Source organism: Acanthopleuribacter pedis, assembly GCF_017377855.1.
Classification (GTDB): Bacteria; Acidobacteriota; Holophagae; order Acanthopleuribacterales; family Acanthopleuribacteraceae; genus Acanthopleuribacter; species Acanthopleuribacter pedis.
Map to the genome: position 1 here is coordinate 398,227 of NZ_JAFREP010000004.1, position 16,963 is coordinate 415,189.

10 protein-coding genes are annotated in these 16,963 nt (G+C 60.2%); 8 read left to right on the forward strand and 2 right to left on the reverse strand.

The window, feature by feature from the left end; genetic code table 11:
* The first annotated feature begins 330 nt into the window (after positions 1-330).
* From cmr1 to J3U88_RS06390, 7 genes are all read left to right on the forward strand, one after another.
* A complete protein-coding gene (gene cmr1, locus J3U88_RS06360; protein ID WP_207857662.1) occupies positions 331-1,536 on the forward strand; it encodes a type III-B CRISPR module RAMP protein Cmr1 in 1,206 nt (401 codons plus the stop codon).
* Positions 1,533-3,500 (forward strand): type III-B CRISPR-associated protein Cas10/Cmr2, encoded by a 1,968-nt coding sequence (gene cas10, locus J3U88_RS06365; protein WP_207857663.1) that lies wholly within the window; start codon positions 1,533-1,535, stop codon positions 3,498-3,500. Before cmr1 ends, cas10 begins: the two co-directional genes overlap by 4 nt.
* The gene (locus J3U88_RS06370) at positions 3,497-4,612 is read left to right on the forward strand and encodes a type III-B CRISPR module-associated Cmr3 family protein (RefSeq protein ID WP_207857664.1); all 1,116 of its coding nucleotides are present in this window, start codon (positions 3,497-3,499) and stop codon (positions 4,610-4,612) included. Before cas10 ends, J3U88_RS06370 begins: the two co-directional genes overlap by 4 nt.
* On the forward strand, positions 4,609-5,454 hold the full coding sequence (cmr4, locus tag J3U88_RS06375; RefSeq protein WP_207857665.1) for a type III-B CRISPR module RAMP protein Cmr4: 846 nt from the start codon (positions 4,609-4,611) through the stop codon (positions 5,452-5,454). The genes J3U88_RS06370 and cmr4 overlap by 4 nt, the downstream gene beginning before the upstream one ends.
* On the forward strand, positions 5,451-5,879 hold the full coding sequence (gene cmr5, locus J3U88_RS06380) for a type III-B CRISPR module-associated protein Cmr5 (RefSeq protein ID WP_207857666.1): 429 nt from the start codon (positions 5,451-5,453) through the stop codon (positions 5,877-5,879). The genes cmr4 and cmr5 overlap by 4 nt, the downstream gene beginning before the upstream one ends.
* Positions 5,876-7,006: a type III-B CRISPR module RAMP protein Cmr6 gene (cmr6, locus tag J3U88_RS06385; protein ID WP_207857667.1), complete on the forward strand. Its 1,131-nt coding sequence runs from the start codon at positions 5,876-5,878 to the stop codon at positions 7,004-7,006. The genes cmr5 and cmr6 overlap by 4 nt, the downstream gene beginning before the upstream one ends.
* 355 nt (positions 7,007-7,361) lie before the next feature.
* A complete protein-coding gene (locus J3U88_RS06390) occupies positions 7,362-10,367 on the forward strand; it encodes a PepSY domain-containing protein (protein WP_207857668.1) in 3,006 nt (1,001 codons plus the stop codon).
* Positions 10,368-10,410: 43 nt separating this feature from the next.
* Here J3U88_RS06390 and J3U88_RS06395 read toward each other — a convergent pair whose 3' ends face one another.
* Positions 10,411-14,886, reverse strand: a complete 4,476-nt coding sequence (locus J3U88_RS06395) for a S8 family peptidase (protein ID WP_207857669.1) — start codon at positions 14,884-14,886, stop codon at positions 10,411-10,413.
* A gap of 473 nt (positions 14,887-15,359) precedes the next feature.
* On the opposite strand from J3U88_RS06395, the gene J3U88_RS06400 reads away from it, so the two are divergent.
* A complete protein-coding gene (locus J3U88_RS06400; RefSeq protein WP_207857671.1) occupies positions 15,360-16,031 on the forward strand; it encodes a TVP38/TMEM64 family protein in 672 nt (223 codons plus the stop codon).
* On the opposite strand, the gene J3U88_RS06405 is transcribed toward J3U88_RS06400, so the two are convergent.
* Positions 16,024-16,944: a LysR family transcriptional regulator gene (locus J3U88_RS06405; RefSeq protein WP_207857673.1), complete on the reverse strand. Its 921-nt coding sequence runs from the start codon at positions 16,942-16,944 to the stop codon at positions 16,024-16,026. The genes J3U88_RS06400 and J3U88_RS06405 overlap by 8 nt on opposite strands.
* Positions 16,945-16,963 lie beyond the last annotated feature (19 nt).

The window sequence follows — 16,963 nt, forward strand, 5'->3', positions numbered from 1 at the left end:
GTAGCGGGGCCGACCCTCGGCTTAGCAGTGCTAAGTCGAGGCTGTTCTACCATTGTTTTTCAACGGGGTGGTCGATCAAGCTAATTAATATCAGGTATTTAAATGCAAGATGGAGGCTTGTGGTGAGAAGTGTGGGTTAGATTTTTTCTAAAAAAAATGGGCACAACACCGAAAAAAATCTCGCTTTTTCCCTTTCACCTGGCAGGCCGGAATTGAAACCCGGGGTGGCGATGGCATACCCCGGAGGATTTCAGCCGAGCTTTTTCCACGAAAGGAGCAATGCATGATGCATCAAAGTGTGCTTGCCAACCCCGCTCGGGAGGTTGGTGAATGATCGTAAATTTCAAGGCGACTTATCGGGTGGTGACGCCGATGTTCTGCGGCGGCGCGGACGGAGCACCCGAATTGCGGTTGCCGAGCTTTAAAGGGGTGCTGCGTTACTGGTGGCGCGCTTGGTACTGGTCCCGTTGCGGCGGTGATCTGAATGAATTAAAACGACTCGAAGATGAATTGTTTGGAAGTGCCGCCGGCGGGCAAGGCCGTGTGTTGCTGCGATGGGGAGAAGAAACCGAACCGCTTGCAACCGTTGCGCCCGGAACCGTTCTTGAGGATTCCCAAACCCGCGAGGTGGTGGGTGACGGCGCCCGTTACCTTGGTTACGGGGTCATGGAGGCGTTCGGCAGTAACAACAAAGGAACCAAGGCGGGACAGTTGACGCGTGGTTGTTTCGCGGCATCTGCTCCGCAATTGCCGACGATGACCGTTCACCTTCGGTGTCGCGATTTAGAGACCGCCGAGGAAGATTCGGTCATCGCTGCCTTGAAACTTGTCGGTTTGCTTGGAGGCATGGGTGCCAAGAGTCGCAAAGGCTACGGTTCCTTAGCTATGTCTCTGCTAGCGCGAGAAACGGAAACGATCTGGACGCCGCCGGCCGACCTCGTCTCGCTGAAACACTGTCTCCGCGATGTGCTTCAGCCCATGACGGGGGACGCTTATCCCGAAATAACCGCTTTTTCCAACCAAGCCAGGATTGTGTTGATCACCGCCGGCAAGCAACTTTCTCCCCTCGGTTTGTTGAACCTCGTCGGCCGGGAAATGGTTCGCTATCGAAGTTATGGAAAAAACGGCCTCATTCTCAACAAAATCCCGAGCGAAAAAAACTTCCAACAGGATCACGACATCATGCGCATTGGTCCGCGCGACACCTACCCGGAGCGCATCGCATTTGGGTTGCCGCATAACTATGGTGCGGAAAAAAAGGATGAAGTTGGGCCGGCGGATCCTCGGTTGGATCGTCGTGCGAGCCCGTTATTGATTCACGTTCATCCCCTGGCCGGCCGCGTTGTCGCGATCCTCTCGTTTTTACCGAGCGTTTTTCTCCCGAAACATGCTCGGATGATTTCCGTCGGGGGTCGCAAGCATCGACTTGAACAAGAGGACCAAATCTACAAACCGGTGGTTCGGTTTCTGGATCGCTTGGTAACCGGGAAAGCACGACAGGAGCCTTTTGGTGAAGCCTTGGAGGTGCTGACATGACCGAAATATTGGATGTTTCCATCGGCCCGGTTCAGCAGTTTGTGGCTCAGTCGCGGCGGACCGGTGACCTTTGGGGCAGTTCCTACCTGCTCGCCTACCTCTCCGCGCACGCGATCAAAGCCGCGCTTGATCGGAATGGGAAAATTATCAAACCCGTGGTGAAGGGTGACCGGTTGTACGACTGGGTTTGCGGCGAACGGGAAGGTGAACCGCCCGCGATTGGTTCGGTGCCCAACCATTTCACGGTAAAGGTCGAAGCACCCGCGGCCGAGGTAGCCGAGGCCTGCATTCGGGCCGTGAACGGCGCTTGGCGTCGAATCTGTAATGCTGTTTGGCAACGAGCCTTTGCACCTGAGGTAATGGCGGGCTGGGACGGCCCTGCTATTTGGCGGCGGCAGGTTGAAACCTTCTGGGATATTTCCTGGGTTGCCGGTGAGGCGGGCACCGATCCAGCCGAATTGGCCGAAAAGCGGAGCCGCCGTAAACAATGGGCGGCCCGTTTGCTGGCTCCCGAGCAGGGTACCAAGTGCACCATGATGTACGACTACCAGGAACTGTCCGGTTTGGTTCGCGCCACCAAAAAAGAAGAAAGAAAAGCACAAGATGTGTTCTGGGAACGGGTTCGGGAGCGCTTGCCCCGCGGGACCTTGCGCCCGGACGAACGCCTGTGTGCTATTGCCGCGGTCAAACGGTTGTTTCCCTTGGTGGCCGAGAAAGCCGTGGGTTGGCGGCTCGATCCCAACAAATACCCGTCCACGGTTGACCTGGCCCTCAAACCTTGGCTGGCGCGAATCAACCAAACCGCGCCCGAGGAAGCGCTTGTTTTCCGCAAACACATCCGCGAGGCCTCGGCAGATCAGGCCCTCCGTGTCGGGCGCAAAGCCACGACCGGCGTTCTCGAAGATCTCGATCCCAATTACCTCTACGAGGACTCGCTTCAGGATGCCGAATTATGCCCCTTGAAGGACCAGGCGACCATTGGTGAGGATGCGGATAAAAAGCGGCGCCAATACTGGGCTGAACAACTCAATCGGCTCCAGGCGACGCCGGGGCCTTCGGGTATCGCGGCCGGCACGCCGCCCAACGCCTACGCGATTTTGCTGGCTGACGGCGATCAATTGGGAACACTCGCCGCACGCTTGTCGGCAAAAGAAATTGGTACCGCGTTACAGAAATTCACCCAGGGGGTGGAAGAAACTGTAGCTAACCATGGCGGTCAGGCGATTTACGCCGGTGGTGACGATGTTTTGGCCATGTTGCCGGTTCCGAAGGCGCTTGCCTGTGCGGCTGCCTTGGCCGAAGCCTATCGTGCTGCATTTTCAGCCGTTTGTAATAAAGAAGGCGTAGATCTCAAAATCAACCCAACGCTTTCCGCCGCGGTGGTGTTTGCCCATCTCCGCCAGCCGATCACCATGGCTTTGGACGAGGCCCATCGTTGTCTCGACGATGTTGCCAAAAACCGTAACGGCCGCAATTCCCTCGCGGTTTCCGTTGCCAAACGGGGCGGTACCCGTGCCCTCTGGGTCAGTACTTGGCAGCGATTGCGCGCTGACGGTTCTTGTGAGGGGGCTGTTGCTTTGATCCAAGAATTGGCGGTTGCCTTGGGCGCGGCCGACGGGCAAACGGATCGGCGTGGCGAACTCTCTACGTCGCTGGTTTACCGTTTGCGCCAAACCTTAACGGTGTTGTGCGCGGGGGCGACCTGGCATCCCGGCGATTGGGTTGACTTGCCGGAAGGCACCGATCTCCACGGATTCCTCTACGCGGAAATCGTGCGCGGGTTCACCATTCGCGGTGAAGACGTGGATCAAAACAGCGCGGGGTATTTGACCGACCTGATCGTCCGTTGCCTGGCGCCCGCGCCTGCTCAGACCGAGACGGCGGCGCCGCAAAAGGTCGGCCTGGACGGGTTGATGACGGCCTGTTTCCTGGCTTTTCCCGAATTTCAGGAGGTGGCACCGTGATCAGTCTCAAATTGATACCCCACGACGTTTTGTTCTTCAGCGACAACACCCCGTTTTCAACCGGGACCGCCGCGCAATCCGAGCCGGGCGGCCTGTTTCCACCCTATCCGACCACGATGGCGGGGGCGATTCGCGCCTGCCTCGCCCGTGAAAACGGGTGGTGTGGTTCTCGTAAATGGCCGAGTGAGATCAGCGCCGTGCTGGGTGACGGCCCTAAAAAGTTGGGCGCCCTGCACGTCGCCGGTCCCTATTTACTGTTCAAAAATGAACCCGTTTTCCCGCTGCCGCGTCATGTGCTCGGCTGCATGGAAAAGGACACATGGCAACCGAAGGTCGTGGCACAACCCGGCGAAGCAGTTACCTGTGATTTGGGGTCGGCGGTGCGCCTGCCGGCTTGGCCGCGTCAAGAAGGACCCAAGCTCAAGGCAGCCGAAGGCGTTTGGATTCGCGCACGCCACCTCGGCCCCGTGCTCAACGGACAACTGCCCGATCCCAAATCCTTGATCCCGCGCGACAAACTCTGGTTGGAGGAACGGCGGGTCGGCATTGCCCGTGATCCTGAAACCCGCACCGCGGAGCGGCGCAAACTCTACAGCGCGCGCCACATCCGCCTCAAACCCGAGGTTTCGCTTGGGGTTCAGTGTTTCGGATTGCCCGCGGATTGGCGGATCCCTGTAGGCACCGCGATGATCCTGGGCGGCGAACGTCGTTTGGTGACCTGCGAAGCTTGGGACGCGCCGGCCTTTTGCCCGCTACCGGAAAAGCCGCCCCAAAACGGACGCTTGACCGTGACGGCACTGACCGCGCTGGATTTGGAAGAGAAAACGCCGTTGATCGGCCGCACCCTAACTACTTTGGGCGGCGTCCGCGTGGTTTCGGCGTGCCTGAACCGGGCGCAACGGGTCGGCGGCTGGGATGCCCGTAACCGCAAACCCCTGGGCAGTCGGTGTTTGTTGCCGGCGGGAAGCGTGCTTTTTTGCGAGCTGCCTGAGAAAGAAAAGCTCGGGCCGATGCGCACCAATCAAGCCGGCCGACTGCAAATCGGACGACGCCGCAACCTGGGTTACGGTGCCGTCGCTTTGGGAACATGGACCGAGGAGGGTCAACGATGAAAGGTATGATGATGGGCTTATTGGCCGAAACACCGATTCACCCCGGCAGCGGCCGCGGCGACGGCGTGATTGATTTACCGGTTGCACGCGAGGCGGGCACCGATTACCCGGTGCTGGTGGGATCCAGTCTCAAAGGCGCCTTGCGCGATCATGCGACGAAGTGTCTGCCGGAAAGCGAGGGACATGAAGAAAAACGTGAGAAGCGGCTTGAGGACTGGTTTGGGAGCCGCGAATGCGCCGGTGGGTTTTTGATCACCGAGGGCCGGTTGTTGCTCTTGCCCGTTCGCAGTTTGACCGGCGCCGTTCGTTGGGCGACCTGCCCGCAATTACTGGAACGTTTGACGCGGGATTTGGGCCGGATTGGCGTGAAGTTGAACCATGCCCTGCCGGACGTGAAGGACGGTGAGGTTCTTGGGTGCAACGTAGGCAAGCTTTTTCTGGAAGAGCGCTTGTTTCAGGGGGCGGGGTCTGTACCCGAGGAATGGATTGCCGCCGTCGCCCCGCTCATTCGGCATCAGCTCACCCGGGAGCGCTTGGCAAAAACCATGGTGATCCTTACTGATAAGGACTTTGCTTGGTTCGCGCGTTACGGCCTCACTGTTCAGGCGCGCAACCAATTGGAGGCCAAAACCAAACAAAGCAAAAGTCTGTGGTACGAGGAAACACTGCCACCCGACACGCTGATGTATACCATGTTGTTTGATCGTGCGGGGGCGGCCGGCGCCGCTGCCGAAACATGGTTCCCCGAGTCGCGGCCCTACCTGCAGGTCGGTGGCAACGAAACAGTTGGTCAGGGTTGGTTTGCCGTGGCGCCTTACCCCGCCCAAGGAGGTGGCGCATGAAAACCTTGGCACAAGACCGAGCCTCTGACGCCCTGCGATGTGTCAAGGCCTTACCGGAAGGTGATGGATCAGCCGCCTTGTGTTCGCGTTACCGGGCCTACGTGGAACGCCTCGGCCCGGCGATTTTGATCAATGGATTGGGCCAGGCCGTGGCCGGCGAACTCGCCGCCGCCGGCGCCAAACCAGAATCTGCCGAGGAAAAAGCACACCAAAAGCTGGTCGCGAACTTAAGTGGCTGGTTGTGCCGGGACAATGACGGTGTGTACCCGCACCGAAAAAATGCCGACGGCAAGTACCTGCTGCAACAAGTGATTGAGGGTAATCAGGCCGACTACACCTTGGCACAGGCTGAAGCGATTGCTTGGTTGACCTGGCATAAAAAGTTCTGCCGGGCGGCGATCCCAACCGAGGCGGTGCCGGAATGATGCGACCTTTGTACACCGCCGCCGCGGGCAAGGACTCGGTTTCGTTTCATCCCGACGGGCATCTCGGCCTCTGGTTCGACAAGTTTTGCAACACCTGGGAGCAAACGCCCGGCGGCGATTGGTCGCTCAAGGCCGAGCGTCAAAGTGCAAACCCCAAATTTGATTGGGCGAACCAGGTTGCCGCCCAAAAACTTGAAGACACGGCGCAGTTTGAGGAGCAACGCGACCGACGCATCGCACTGATCGAAGCGCGAAAAGGTGCCTGGCGGATCTTCCAAACCGCGTCCACCTTTGTTTCCGGCACGGGGCGCGCCCATCCCCTTGAGATTGGTTTCACCTGGCACCCGACTTTGCCCGCGCCTTATTTGCCGGGGAGTTCCGTAAAGGGCATGGTCCGGGCTTGGGCCGAGGCGGAGGGGATTGCCAAAGCCACCGTTTCGCGATTGCTCGGTCCTCGAGACGGCAAAGACAGCGGCTTATCCGCCGGTTCCGTTTGCTTTCTCGACGCGCTCCCGATCAAAGCGGTCGACCTTAAGGTGGATGTCATCACACCCCATTTTGGGAATTGGAGCCCGGATGATCCACCCGGCGACTGGCGTTCCCCCATCCCCATCCCTTTTTTGGTGACCGCCGAGCAAGCGCCTTTTTTGTTCGGTTGGCTGCCGCGGGTGCCCTTGGAAGAAGGGGACGCGGTCATGCTCAACGACTGGATCGAGGCGGCTTTGACCTGGGCCGGCGCCGGCGCAAAAACGGGCGTGGGTTATGGCCGCATGAAGCGTTCAAAAAAGCTGGAAACCAGTTGGTTGATGAAGCGGGAAGCGGCTGTACAAGCCGAGGCGGATGCGCGGCGTCGGGCCGCGATGGATCCGTTGGACCTTGAACTGGAAGAACTGGCCGGGGAGCTTCCCGACCCATGCGTGCCCTGGCTGCAAGCGATTGAGGCCGGGCGCTGGCAAAACGAACCCGCCTTGATGTGCCGTGTCTTGCTGAAAATGAAGGCTTTGCAGGATGCCGCCCCCAAAACCAAAAAGAAGAAAAAGAAAAAGGGCAACAAGCAGCTTGAGCGAATCGCCAAGGTTCAGAAGTTACTCGACCAATACGGTTGTCAGGCCAAACCTGATTCCTAAGCTGACGGGGAACCCGTTTTGATTGCGGTCCGGGTGTGTTTTGGGAAAAACACACCCGGGCTGTTCTTTTTTGGGTAATCTCTTCCCTCGGATCGTTGTTCAGGCAAGCAATCGGTGGCCCCCCGCCACCGTTGCGTCCCATCCCGCAAAAACCACCGCCCGTTCCGGCACCTTTCCATCGCACCTTCACCGACCCTTTTCCCTCGTGCCGCGGGTTCCTTGACACCATCCATTCGGCCTCCTTTTTTGCCGTGGTGGTTTTGCATGTTGCGACCGTATCCTGTTGGTGTCGGTCAGATCTCTCGTGTCGTCTGCCCGTGACACGGCACGATTCAGGTTCCGAGGAGAAATATTGATGAACTACCGCTTGATGACCCTGTTCCTTTGCGTCGCTTGGCTTTCGGCCGCGTCGCCCGCCCTTGAACCGCCCGCGGCAACCGAGCGAGACGCGGCGGCCTCCGTCGTCCTCCAGAACGCCACCGACCAAGCATGGGCTTGGCTGCGGCGAAACCGGCCCGCCGACCCCGAGGGGCGTCGTATCTGGCGCTTGACCCGCCACAAAGAAAGTTTGCTCGGCCATCATTTCACCTTTACCCGCGTCCTCGACGGGATTCCCGTCCACGGTGAAGAAGCGACGGTTTCCCTCAACAAACGCGACGGCCTGCAATACCAGGGTTTTCTGCCTGAGCAAAGCCGCCTTCCACCGCGCCGGGCCGCGAAAAACCTGCTCAATGCAGACGACGCCCTCGAAATCGCCTGGCAGGATTTGGATGTGCGCGGCGACCTTGGCGCCGAACCCCGTGCCGCACGCCGTTACCTATATGTCGACGGCCGTCCGCGTTTGGTTTGGCTGGTGGAAATCTTGACGAGCGAACCCCAAGGCGATTGGGCCGTGTTTGTTGACGCCGTCGACGGCGCCGTGTTGAACACCCACAACCGTCAGCGTTACCACGGCCGCGGCGAGCCACGCCAAGCCGCCGAGCTCCCGCCCCGCAACCGCGCCGAGGCCGTGGCTTGGTTCCGCACCCAACGCGCTTTGCGTACGGCGCCGGCGCGCCCCGCCAAACGCGCCGACGGCAGCGCCACCCTGTTCGATCCCGATCCGATCACCACGCTTGGCGACTTCGACCTCACCGACGCATCGCCGCCCGAGGCTTTTGCCGACGCTTATTTCCTGCGTACCCTGCGCGATATCAGCACCGCGGAGGGGCGTTTCCATCTGTCCGGGCCCTGGGTGCAAATCGTGGATTTCGAGGCGCCTAACACCGCGCCGACCACCACGGCGGACGGTTTTTGGCAGTTCGCGCGCGGGCAACAAGGCTTTAACGACGCCATGAGTTACTACCACATCGACGAAAACCAGCGTTACCTGCAAAAGCTCGGTTTCGTCGGCGCGACCGGCATTCAGGACGGTCCCATTTCAGTCGACGCCGACGGCCGCTTCGGCAACGATGATTCTGTTTACACCAGTACCCAAAACACCATCGCTTTTGGGCACGGCTGCGTGGACGACAACGAGGATGCCGACGTCATCATCCACGAGTACGGCCATGCGATTCAGTTCGATGTGGCGCCGGGTTTCTTCTCCGGCGGCGGCGATACCTTCATGCTCGGTGAAGGGTTCGGCGATTACTGGGCGGGCAGCTGGAGTTTGCGCTCGCTGCAGGGATTGCAAGTGCGCCCCGAATGGGTGTTTGCTTGGGATGCTTTTGGTGGCTGTTGGGCCGGCCGCCTGCTCAACGACTTTGAACAGAAATACGACCCCGAAATGACCTACTTCAGGCACGAGCACGGTCAAATTTGGTCGACCGGTGCCTTCCAAGCTTTGTTGGAACTGATGCGGCGCGGGATTCCCCGCGAGCAGGTCGACCAAATCGTGATCGAAAGCATGTTTGGTTTGGGTCGCGGTGTCACCGCCCCGCAATGGAGCGCCGCGATTGTCGCCACCGCCGCGCGGTTGTACCCGGAGGGACCGCACGCCCGCGTGTTTCAAAACGCCTTCGCGCGCCAAAATCTCGTCGATCCCGTTGCGGCCTACACCTACGTCAGCGCCCACATTCCCCCCGCTTCAGCTTCTTGGCAAAGCCAGGTTGCCGTTGCCAATCCTAACCGTGAGGCGGCCACCATCATCGTGACCACCTACAGCGACGCGGACGGCGCCTTCGCGGAACAAGCTCGCGAAACCCATATCCTGGCCGCGGGTGCATCCCTCACTTTGGTTCCCGCGGGCGACGGTCAGCGCTGGTTGCGCCTTGAAAGCAGTTTACCCTTGGCCGGCCACAGCTTGCTCAGTCGCCACATCGACGATACGACCGGTCGTGAATCGGCCGCTTTGCCGCTTGCCGCCCTGGGCGCGAGCGGGCAGACCTTCGTGTTGCCCCATGTTCCCGCCGACCGCGCGCGCTTTTGGTCGGGTTGGGTGTTGGTGAATCCGGTGAATCGGGAAATCAATCTGGAAATTGAGTTAATAGGCGAACGCGGCGGCGATCTAAGCCGGCTCTTGCGGGATGATGCCCCGTTTGGGTTGGCGCCTTTCCAAAAATGGGTCGGTTTCTTGGCCGAGGGTCCCGCCGGCGAGCCCGGTTTGTTTGACGACACGGATTCGGAGGAACGGGTCGCCTGGGTGCGTATCCGATCTGATCAGGCCGTCAACAGCTTCCAGCTTTACGGTTACCGCGCGGACCGCGGCGAGGCGGCCGTGGCCGCGGTGGCCGCCTTACCCGACCAAGTTCGCGCGCTGCAACCGATCAACCTGGCCACCGGTGAACTGGATTGGAACGGTTTCGCCGTGGTGAATCCCAACGACGCGGATGCCGATGTCAACCTGGTGGTTTACGGGGCGGAAGGTCGCATCTTTGCCGAGGAAACCGTGCGCATTCCCCCACGCGGCAAAAGCTTGGGCCTGAACATCAAAGGCGGTGTGTTTGCGTTTCCCACCGATGCGCCGCGGATTCAGGTCGAGGGTGACGCGGTCCACACCCTGGTGGCACGTAGCGACAAGCCGCTGCGTTTTTTCGGGTTAAGCGGAGATCACGGCAACAGCACCCTCGACGGGGCCGCCGCCGAGGGTTTGGTGACCCACGCCTTGTTCGTGCAGCCCGCCGGCAGCCTTTCTCTTTTTAAGGCCAAGATTCCCGGCTCCGTGGTGCTGACCCATGTGTATGAGGACGGCGAAACCCGAGTTGAAACGTTGGAAATGGCCGTCGGTGAGCAGCGGGTCATCTCGTTAGAATCCGGTTTGCGTTCCCTTGAGCTTCGCGGCGATTTCGTTGTCGGCTCCTTGCAAACCAACGACCCGTCGCGCGCCTTAACCATCTTGCCGGGTCAACAAATCGAAATTCACCATCCCCAAGCACCGTAAAAAAACAGCCGCAACCACTAAATGGGGTTGCGGCCGCTCTTGTCTAATGGAAACGGGCGGCTTTGCTCATGGAGGCTTCGCCCGCCTCATTGAAGTGAAACACCGTCCCGGCGAGGGGCAGGTCGGCGCGCGACTGGACGCGAACCGCGACCGTTTCGTCCTCTGCGCCGAGTGGTAAAAAGTCTTCAAGCGGTAGGACCAAGGGACGGCCGACCGACAAGGTTCGCGTTGTTTCCAACCTGCCGCCGTCGCCGCGGAAGACCGTCACCAGCACCTCGCTTTCGGTTTCGGCACGGGGTGCCGTGACCACCATGGCGGAGAAACCGTGGCGGGGAACCAGGGCGAAATCGAGGATAGGCCCGCGTTCCTCGTCTTTGACCGCGGTCGTCATGCTGGGCGACGGCAGGCCCCTGTTGTTGGTGGCCAGGGTGGTGTAGGTCACGTCGAGATCGCCGTGCAAGCCCTGCAAAGTCAGGGTGTAGCCTTTTCCGAACGGAAACAAATCGGCCGCGTGGAGAACCGTTAAACCACGCTCAATCGGGCGGGTGATGGTGATGGGTGCCGTGTCTTCACTGGGATAAGCGGTGAAAACAGCCTTTGCCATGCGGGGGCCGCGATTGACCAGGGTGATCTCACTGACCCAGCGATCATTGGCAACCACCCAGGGAATGAGTTGTTCCGTGGCAACACCCGTTCGCCAGGACAAGGCCGTCGCCATCGCCGGTGCGCGCTGTTCGTTAAAACTGAACACCGTGCCGGCCAGGGGCGCGCCGCTTTCAGTGGTCGCGCGCAGGTGCATGGTGGTTTCGAAGCGATCCGCGTCGAAGAATTGCGCCAAGGTGAACGCACCGGGCCGTCCCTCGGTTAGGGTTAGGCTGTGGCGGCCGATTTCCCCGCCGGCACCGCTCAGAACAAGATCAACCCGTTCATCGTCTGGTGTGGTTCCCGTTTGGGCCGGTGCCGTTAAGACCAGGGCCGGAATCAGATCGCGGGCCAGGTAACCGAAAGTCAGTTCCGGTGACCATTGGTTTTCCGGGAGGCCCGTGGTTTGCGCCGGTGCCGCGTTGTGATTGCGGGTGGTGAAGGCGCAGCGCACGTTGATGTCTTCCGCGACCATGCGCAAACTGTAGCGGTCCAAGCCGGGGAAGAGGTGTTGCGGGCTGGGCGTTTGCAGGCTGTGCGCGGGTAAGATGATGGTGCGCCGGCGGGTTTCGCCGCTGTCGGCGGCGGCGGTTAGCTGCACGGTTTGGGTTTGGTCCGTGCCGTTAAAAAAAGCGAGTTGGTTTTGGAACCGTTCGTTGTTGACGACCCAGGGGATCAGGGTCGCGTGGCCGCGGTGCAAGTAACCGGGCACGATCAGTTCCGTTTCTCCACCGGTGCGCGGGTCCAGGGCGGTGACCTGCAGGTCGATTCGCTGATCCAGAGCGGGAACGGGTGGTTGGCAATGGTACCGGCCCACTTGGTTTGGATCGCGGGTGATATCCAAGGGTTGCCAGTCCGTTTCCCCGCCGCGGCGAGCGGCGACGGCCACCACCAGGTTGGTTTCATCAAAGGTGAAATCGGGATCGTCCGGCTGGTGGGTAGCCCGATCCAAGAAATCCAGGGTCAATCGGCCGTCGCTGTAGGCGGCGCGACCCACAACCGGGGAAGCCGCGTGGTGGCGAGTTTCACCGTCGTAACGGGCGCGGTACCTTGCTGATGCGCCGCCGATAGTTAGGTGGATCTCGTAATCGCCAGGCCCCCAGTCGGTTGCGCGTTCAAGGACGGCCCACAGGTTCTCCTGATCGACCAGGACCCTGTCGTCGCGGATGACCGTGATTTGGAATGCGGCGCCCGCGCCGATGCCGTCTGAATTGACGGCCATGTCGGCGAAACGCAAGCTGTCGAGAACCAAACGCAAGCGGTCGGGATCAAATGCCAAGCCCAGGTGCGGGATCGGATTGCCGCCGTTGAGGTTGATCCTTGTGCGCGGTGTCCCCTCGGTGAGCGGCCAAACATCTTCCGGGCCGCGTCGTCGGTGGGCCAGGAGTGTCCCCTTCTCGGTTACCTGGTAGATCGGGGTGATGCTGCCGCCGCTGACGCCGTTGCGTACCGATTCCGTCGACAGCCAAAAACCAAGATGTTGCGCCTCGTTGCCCTTACGCCGCGGCAGCAGCGAGGACCAATCGGCCGGCACATAGAGTTCCAGGTTTTGGCGGCCTTTGAGGTGGTGCTCGCGTGGGTCACCCTCGGGATCGGGAATCGGTTGGATGATGCGATTGCCGAAAAACCAATGACCGCGGTCTGAGTTAACTTCCAGGTACAGTGAACTCGCGTCGGCGGCCGCGGCGAGGTCCAGGTCGACGGGAATTTTGACAAAGTCGCGCACATCAAAAACAGGGCTGGGTTCGTCACCGAAGTTGCGCAGCGGGGCCCCCATCAGGGCGACCCGATTGGCGCCCAGGTCCACCAGGGCCATGGCGGTGAGGTCGAGGTACGCCGGCAGGTCGGTGGTGCGTACTTCCTGGGGAAACTTGTTGTTGGTGTCGTGGAGGGCACCGCCGCGAGGGCGCGGGTAGGCAAGGTGATGAACCAACAGGTTTTGGTGGGTGAAGGTTTGTTCGCGGCCGTCCAAACCGATAAATCGCGGCGACCAGGTGTTGGTGCAATCGGCCGGGTCAAAAGTAATCCGCGTATCATTCTCAACCTCGATTTCCTTGTACCAAACATAATCGCGTGTCGCGTTTTGGCCGACAAACGCGGAAGCGTGAACCAGAATCGATTGCGGGCCCGGCTCGGCGAACAGGTCTTGGGAACCGAAAAAGTCCTCGTCGGGCGAGAGATCCTCGCCAATTGTTCCCGCGTGCAGGATGATGCTCTGGTTGTCTTTTGGAACCAGGTCAACCTTCAGGTACTTGTCGGCGAACAAAGCGACGCGTTGGTTTTGCCCGTCGGTTGAGACTTGGATGGGTAGCTGAAAAAACCAACCGTGTTTGCGGCTGTATTCGCCGCGGCGGTTGTCGACGGTGATCGTCGCCGTGACGGTTTCCGTTTCGCCGGGGCCCAGGCGCAGGGTGGTTTCGGAGAGTGTTGCCGTGACCGAAACCCCGAGCGGGCGTTGCGCGCGTGGGGACAGGGTGACGGTGTGCGCCTCCTCAGCGTGGTTGGTGATCCTGAGCGAAACACCTTGTTGCCAGGATGCCGTTTTTTGGTTGATGCGGCCAAGGTAGGTTCGCGTGCTTTCCACTTGGAGCCTGTTGTTGAGGACCGCGTCCAAACGCAGCGCGCCGCTGCCCGCCGCGTAAAAAGGTGCGTCGCCGACCGGTTCGCTGGTGGTCATTAACCGTTGTTTGACCTGTTCCGGGGTGAAATCGGGGAAACGTTGCAGAATGGCCGCCGCCGCGCCTGCGACCGCCGGTGACGCCATGGAGGTGCCGCTTGCCTCACCGTATTGGTTGCCCGGCATGGTGGAGGTGAGGGTGCCTAGTGCCGCCAGATCCGGCTTGGCGATTTGGGGTCGGCCGGGGCCGAATGAGGAATAGCCTGCGACCGCGCCCGCTTGATCCAGGGCGGCCACGGTTACCGCAAGCCGCGCCGAGCCGGGGCTGTCGACGCGGTAGCGCTGGTTGCCGTTGTTGCCGGCCGCGACCACAACCACCATGCCGATTTCCACCGCGGCGTCGACCGCTTTGCTGAGGATATCGTCGGCGTGGCCGGGTCCGCCCAGGCTGAGGTTGACCACGTCGGCGGCGTCATCGGTTAGCGGGTTCTGGTCCGGGTCGGCGGCGCGTTCTAGAGCCGCAATGATGTCGGTGTCCAGGCCGCCGAACGGGCCGAGCACGCGGTAGGCGAGTAACTTGGCCTTGGGGGCGATTCCCTTGACCTGGCCGTCACCCGCGGCAATGCCGGCAACGTGGGTTCCGTGCCAATGCCCGTCCATGGGATCGCTGTCGTTGTCGACAAAGTCGTAACCGCCGATGACCTTAAACTCCGGCCCAAACCCACCACCCAGATCGGGGTGGCTGTAGTCAACGCCGGTATCGATGATCGCGATCACCCGGCCTTCACCCCGGTTGGTGTCGGGGGTTTCCTTGGTTTGTTGTGCGGGTGCCGCCATGCGGGTGATCGCGGTCGGGCGCACGTGGCGTCGCTGGTTGGGACTGACCGCAATCACGCCGGGTAAATCGCGAATCCGCGCCGCCGTCGCCGCGTCAGCCTCAATCGCCACCGCGTGGATCAAGGTTTCGTAGCGTTGTTTTTCGACAAATGCCACATCTGCCTGTTTCAGGTTACCGAGAACCTGTTGGCGAATACCGGCCAGGTGGGCGCGCTGGTCCAGCGCCGCTTTTTTGTTTCGTGCCGGGGCATGTTTCAGGTGTCGGGCAAGGGGGGCGCCTTCCAGTTGGACCAGCCAACCGTCAGCGCCGGGTTGGTCCTTGGTGAATTGTGCGGACAGGGGAAAACAAAAAAGAACGGATATCGCAAGGATGATGGGCAAGGTTAATAAACGAGCTCGAGCGGCCCGTGGAATCGGGGTCATGGCAAAGTGCTCCTTAATTGAACGGCTGGAAAGTATGGGTAAGTTCAACTAAGACAAGAAGAAGCAAGGATTTAATAAGATAGATGCTTGAAACGTCGCCTGCCGCCGCGGCATCGCGGCGGCATGACCCAAAGCGACATGACTTAATTAAAAGCAGGTTTAGTGCCCGTTTCCAAAAGGCCCGGTTGGCGTGGGGACGAGGCCGGTTTTAGGTCTTCAGTGATGCCGGTCTTGGTTGCAAATGTTTGATGTAAGGGATGTTGTTGGTCGTGGTGCGTTTTTTTCTCGCGCGGCGGATAAAGACATGATTGCCGGGTCGGGCGCTTTCTAGATCCCATGGGCGGCCGTTTGTCGCGGTTCTTGGTGACGGAAGAGCGGATAGACCGCTATTGTAGAAAGCGTGCTGCCGGCTGGATGAACCCTGGACCGCGCCGGCGCGCCGGTAAACTGGAGCGGAACCACGGGGGGAAACCATGCGACCGTTGCTAAAAATCATGCTGATGCTGTTTTTGTTTTTCACCGCGATGTTGCTGGTGCTGAAATTCACCGGGATCCTTACGGTGGACAACATCCAGGCTTGGCTGGCCCACGCGGATACCGTGGCGCCTTTGTATGTCGGCCTCTTGGTGATCCTGCTGTTGTTTGCCGATTTGTTCGTGGCGGTGCCGACCCTGACGATTATGATCCTTGCCGGCCATTTTCTCGGCCCGGTTGCGGGCGCCGCTGTGGCGATTACCGGCTCCGCACTGGCCGCTTTTACCGGTTACACGCTCGCTTATCTCAAAGGGGAACCCCTGGTTGCCCTGCTCATCAAAGATCAAAAAGAACGAGACAGCGCGAAAGAGACCTTTCTGGAATACGGCGTGATCATGATTTTGCTGGCGCGCGCCTTGCCCGTATTGCCCGAGGTCACCGCCTGTTTGGCCGGGTTGACGCGCATGCCGTTGCTGAAATTCACCGCGGCCTGGAGTCTCAGTTGTGTGCCCTACGCGGTGATTGCAACCTACGCGGGTTCGATCAGCAGCCTGGCCAATCCGATGCCCGCTATTTTTACCGCAATTGGTTTGGCGACCTTATTCGGCACTGCTTGGTTGATTTTTTCGCGAACCAAATTATCCCGCGACCGCCGCTCCGCCTTTAATTAGCCTGCATCCAATTGAGCGCACCCTCCGCGGTGCGGTCGATGCCCTGATAATCCGCTTCCGAAATAGCGCGGATCACCACCTCGGCCGCGCGGGTTTTGGGGCGGTCGTGGCGGTACACCAAACAAATCACATCGTGGTACGAGGGCGTATTCGGGATCGGTTCCACCGGGCTGCCGGGAAAAGCCAGCGCAATCGTGGCCGGCAATAAACCCGCGCCGCCGCCCGCCGCGATCATGTGGTGAATGACGCCTAGGTCTGTGCTGTAACGGAACCGTGTTTGCTTGAGGAAGCCCCGTCGTTTGGCTTCCCCCAACAAGGTTTCGCTTTGACGAAGGTTCGGCGGTAGCCACAGCACGCTGTCGGGTCCCGTTAAATCCTGCAAACCGTTTGGTTGCTGGTGGGTCCAGTAACCGATGAAGTCGTTGTACAGCTTGCGGATGACCAGATCCTGGTGTGCCGGCGGATTGACCACAATGCCGAAATCCAAGTTTCGGTTGATGACCGCCTCGGCTATGTTGCGCGAGAGATCGTGGGTCAGGCGCAGTTCCAAGGCCGGGTAGTCCATCAGCAGTTGCGGCAGAAAGCAGGGCAAGGTGTAAGTACCCAGCATCGCGTAAACGCCGAGGGTGTAGGTGCCGCGTACTTCCTCGCTGTCCGTCTGAATTTCGTCGCTCAGATTTTGGAATTCCTGGATCAGGTTACCCGTGTGTTCCAACAAGGCCTTGCCCGCCCGCGTGAGGGTGACGCCCCGGTTACCGCGCACCAGTAAGGGTTTGCCCAGCTCGCGCTCCAGCTTTTTCATCGTCCAACTCACCGTGGGTTGGCTCAGGTTTAGCACGCGCGCCGCGGCGGAAACTTTGCCCAGGCGCGCTACCTCACGAAACGCTTTTAGATCAGCCAGTGAAATGTCCATGGAACCCTCCGCTATAAAG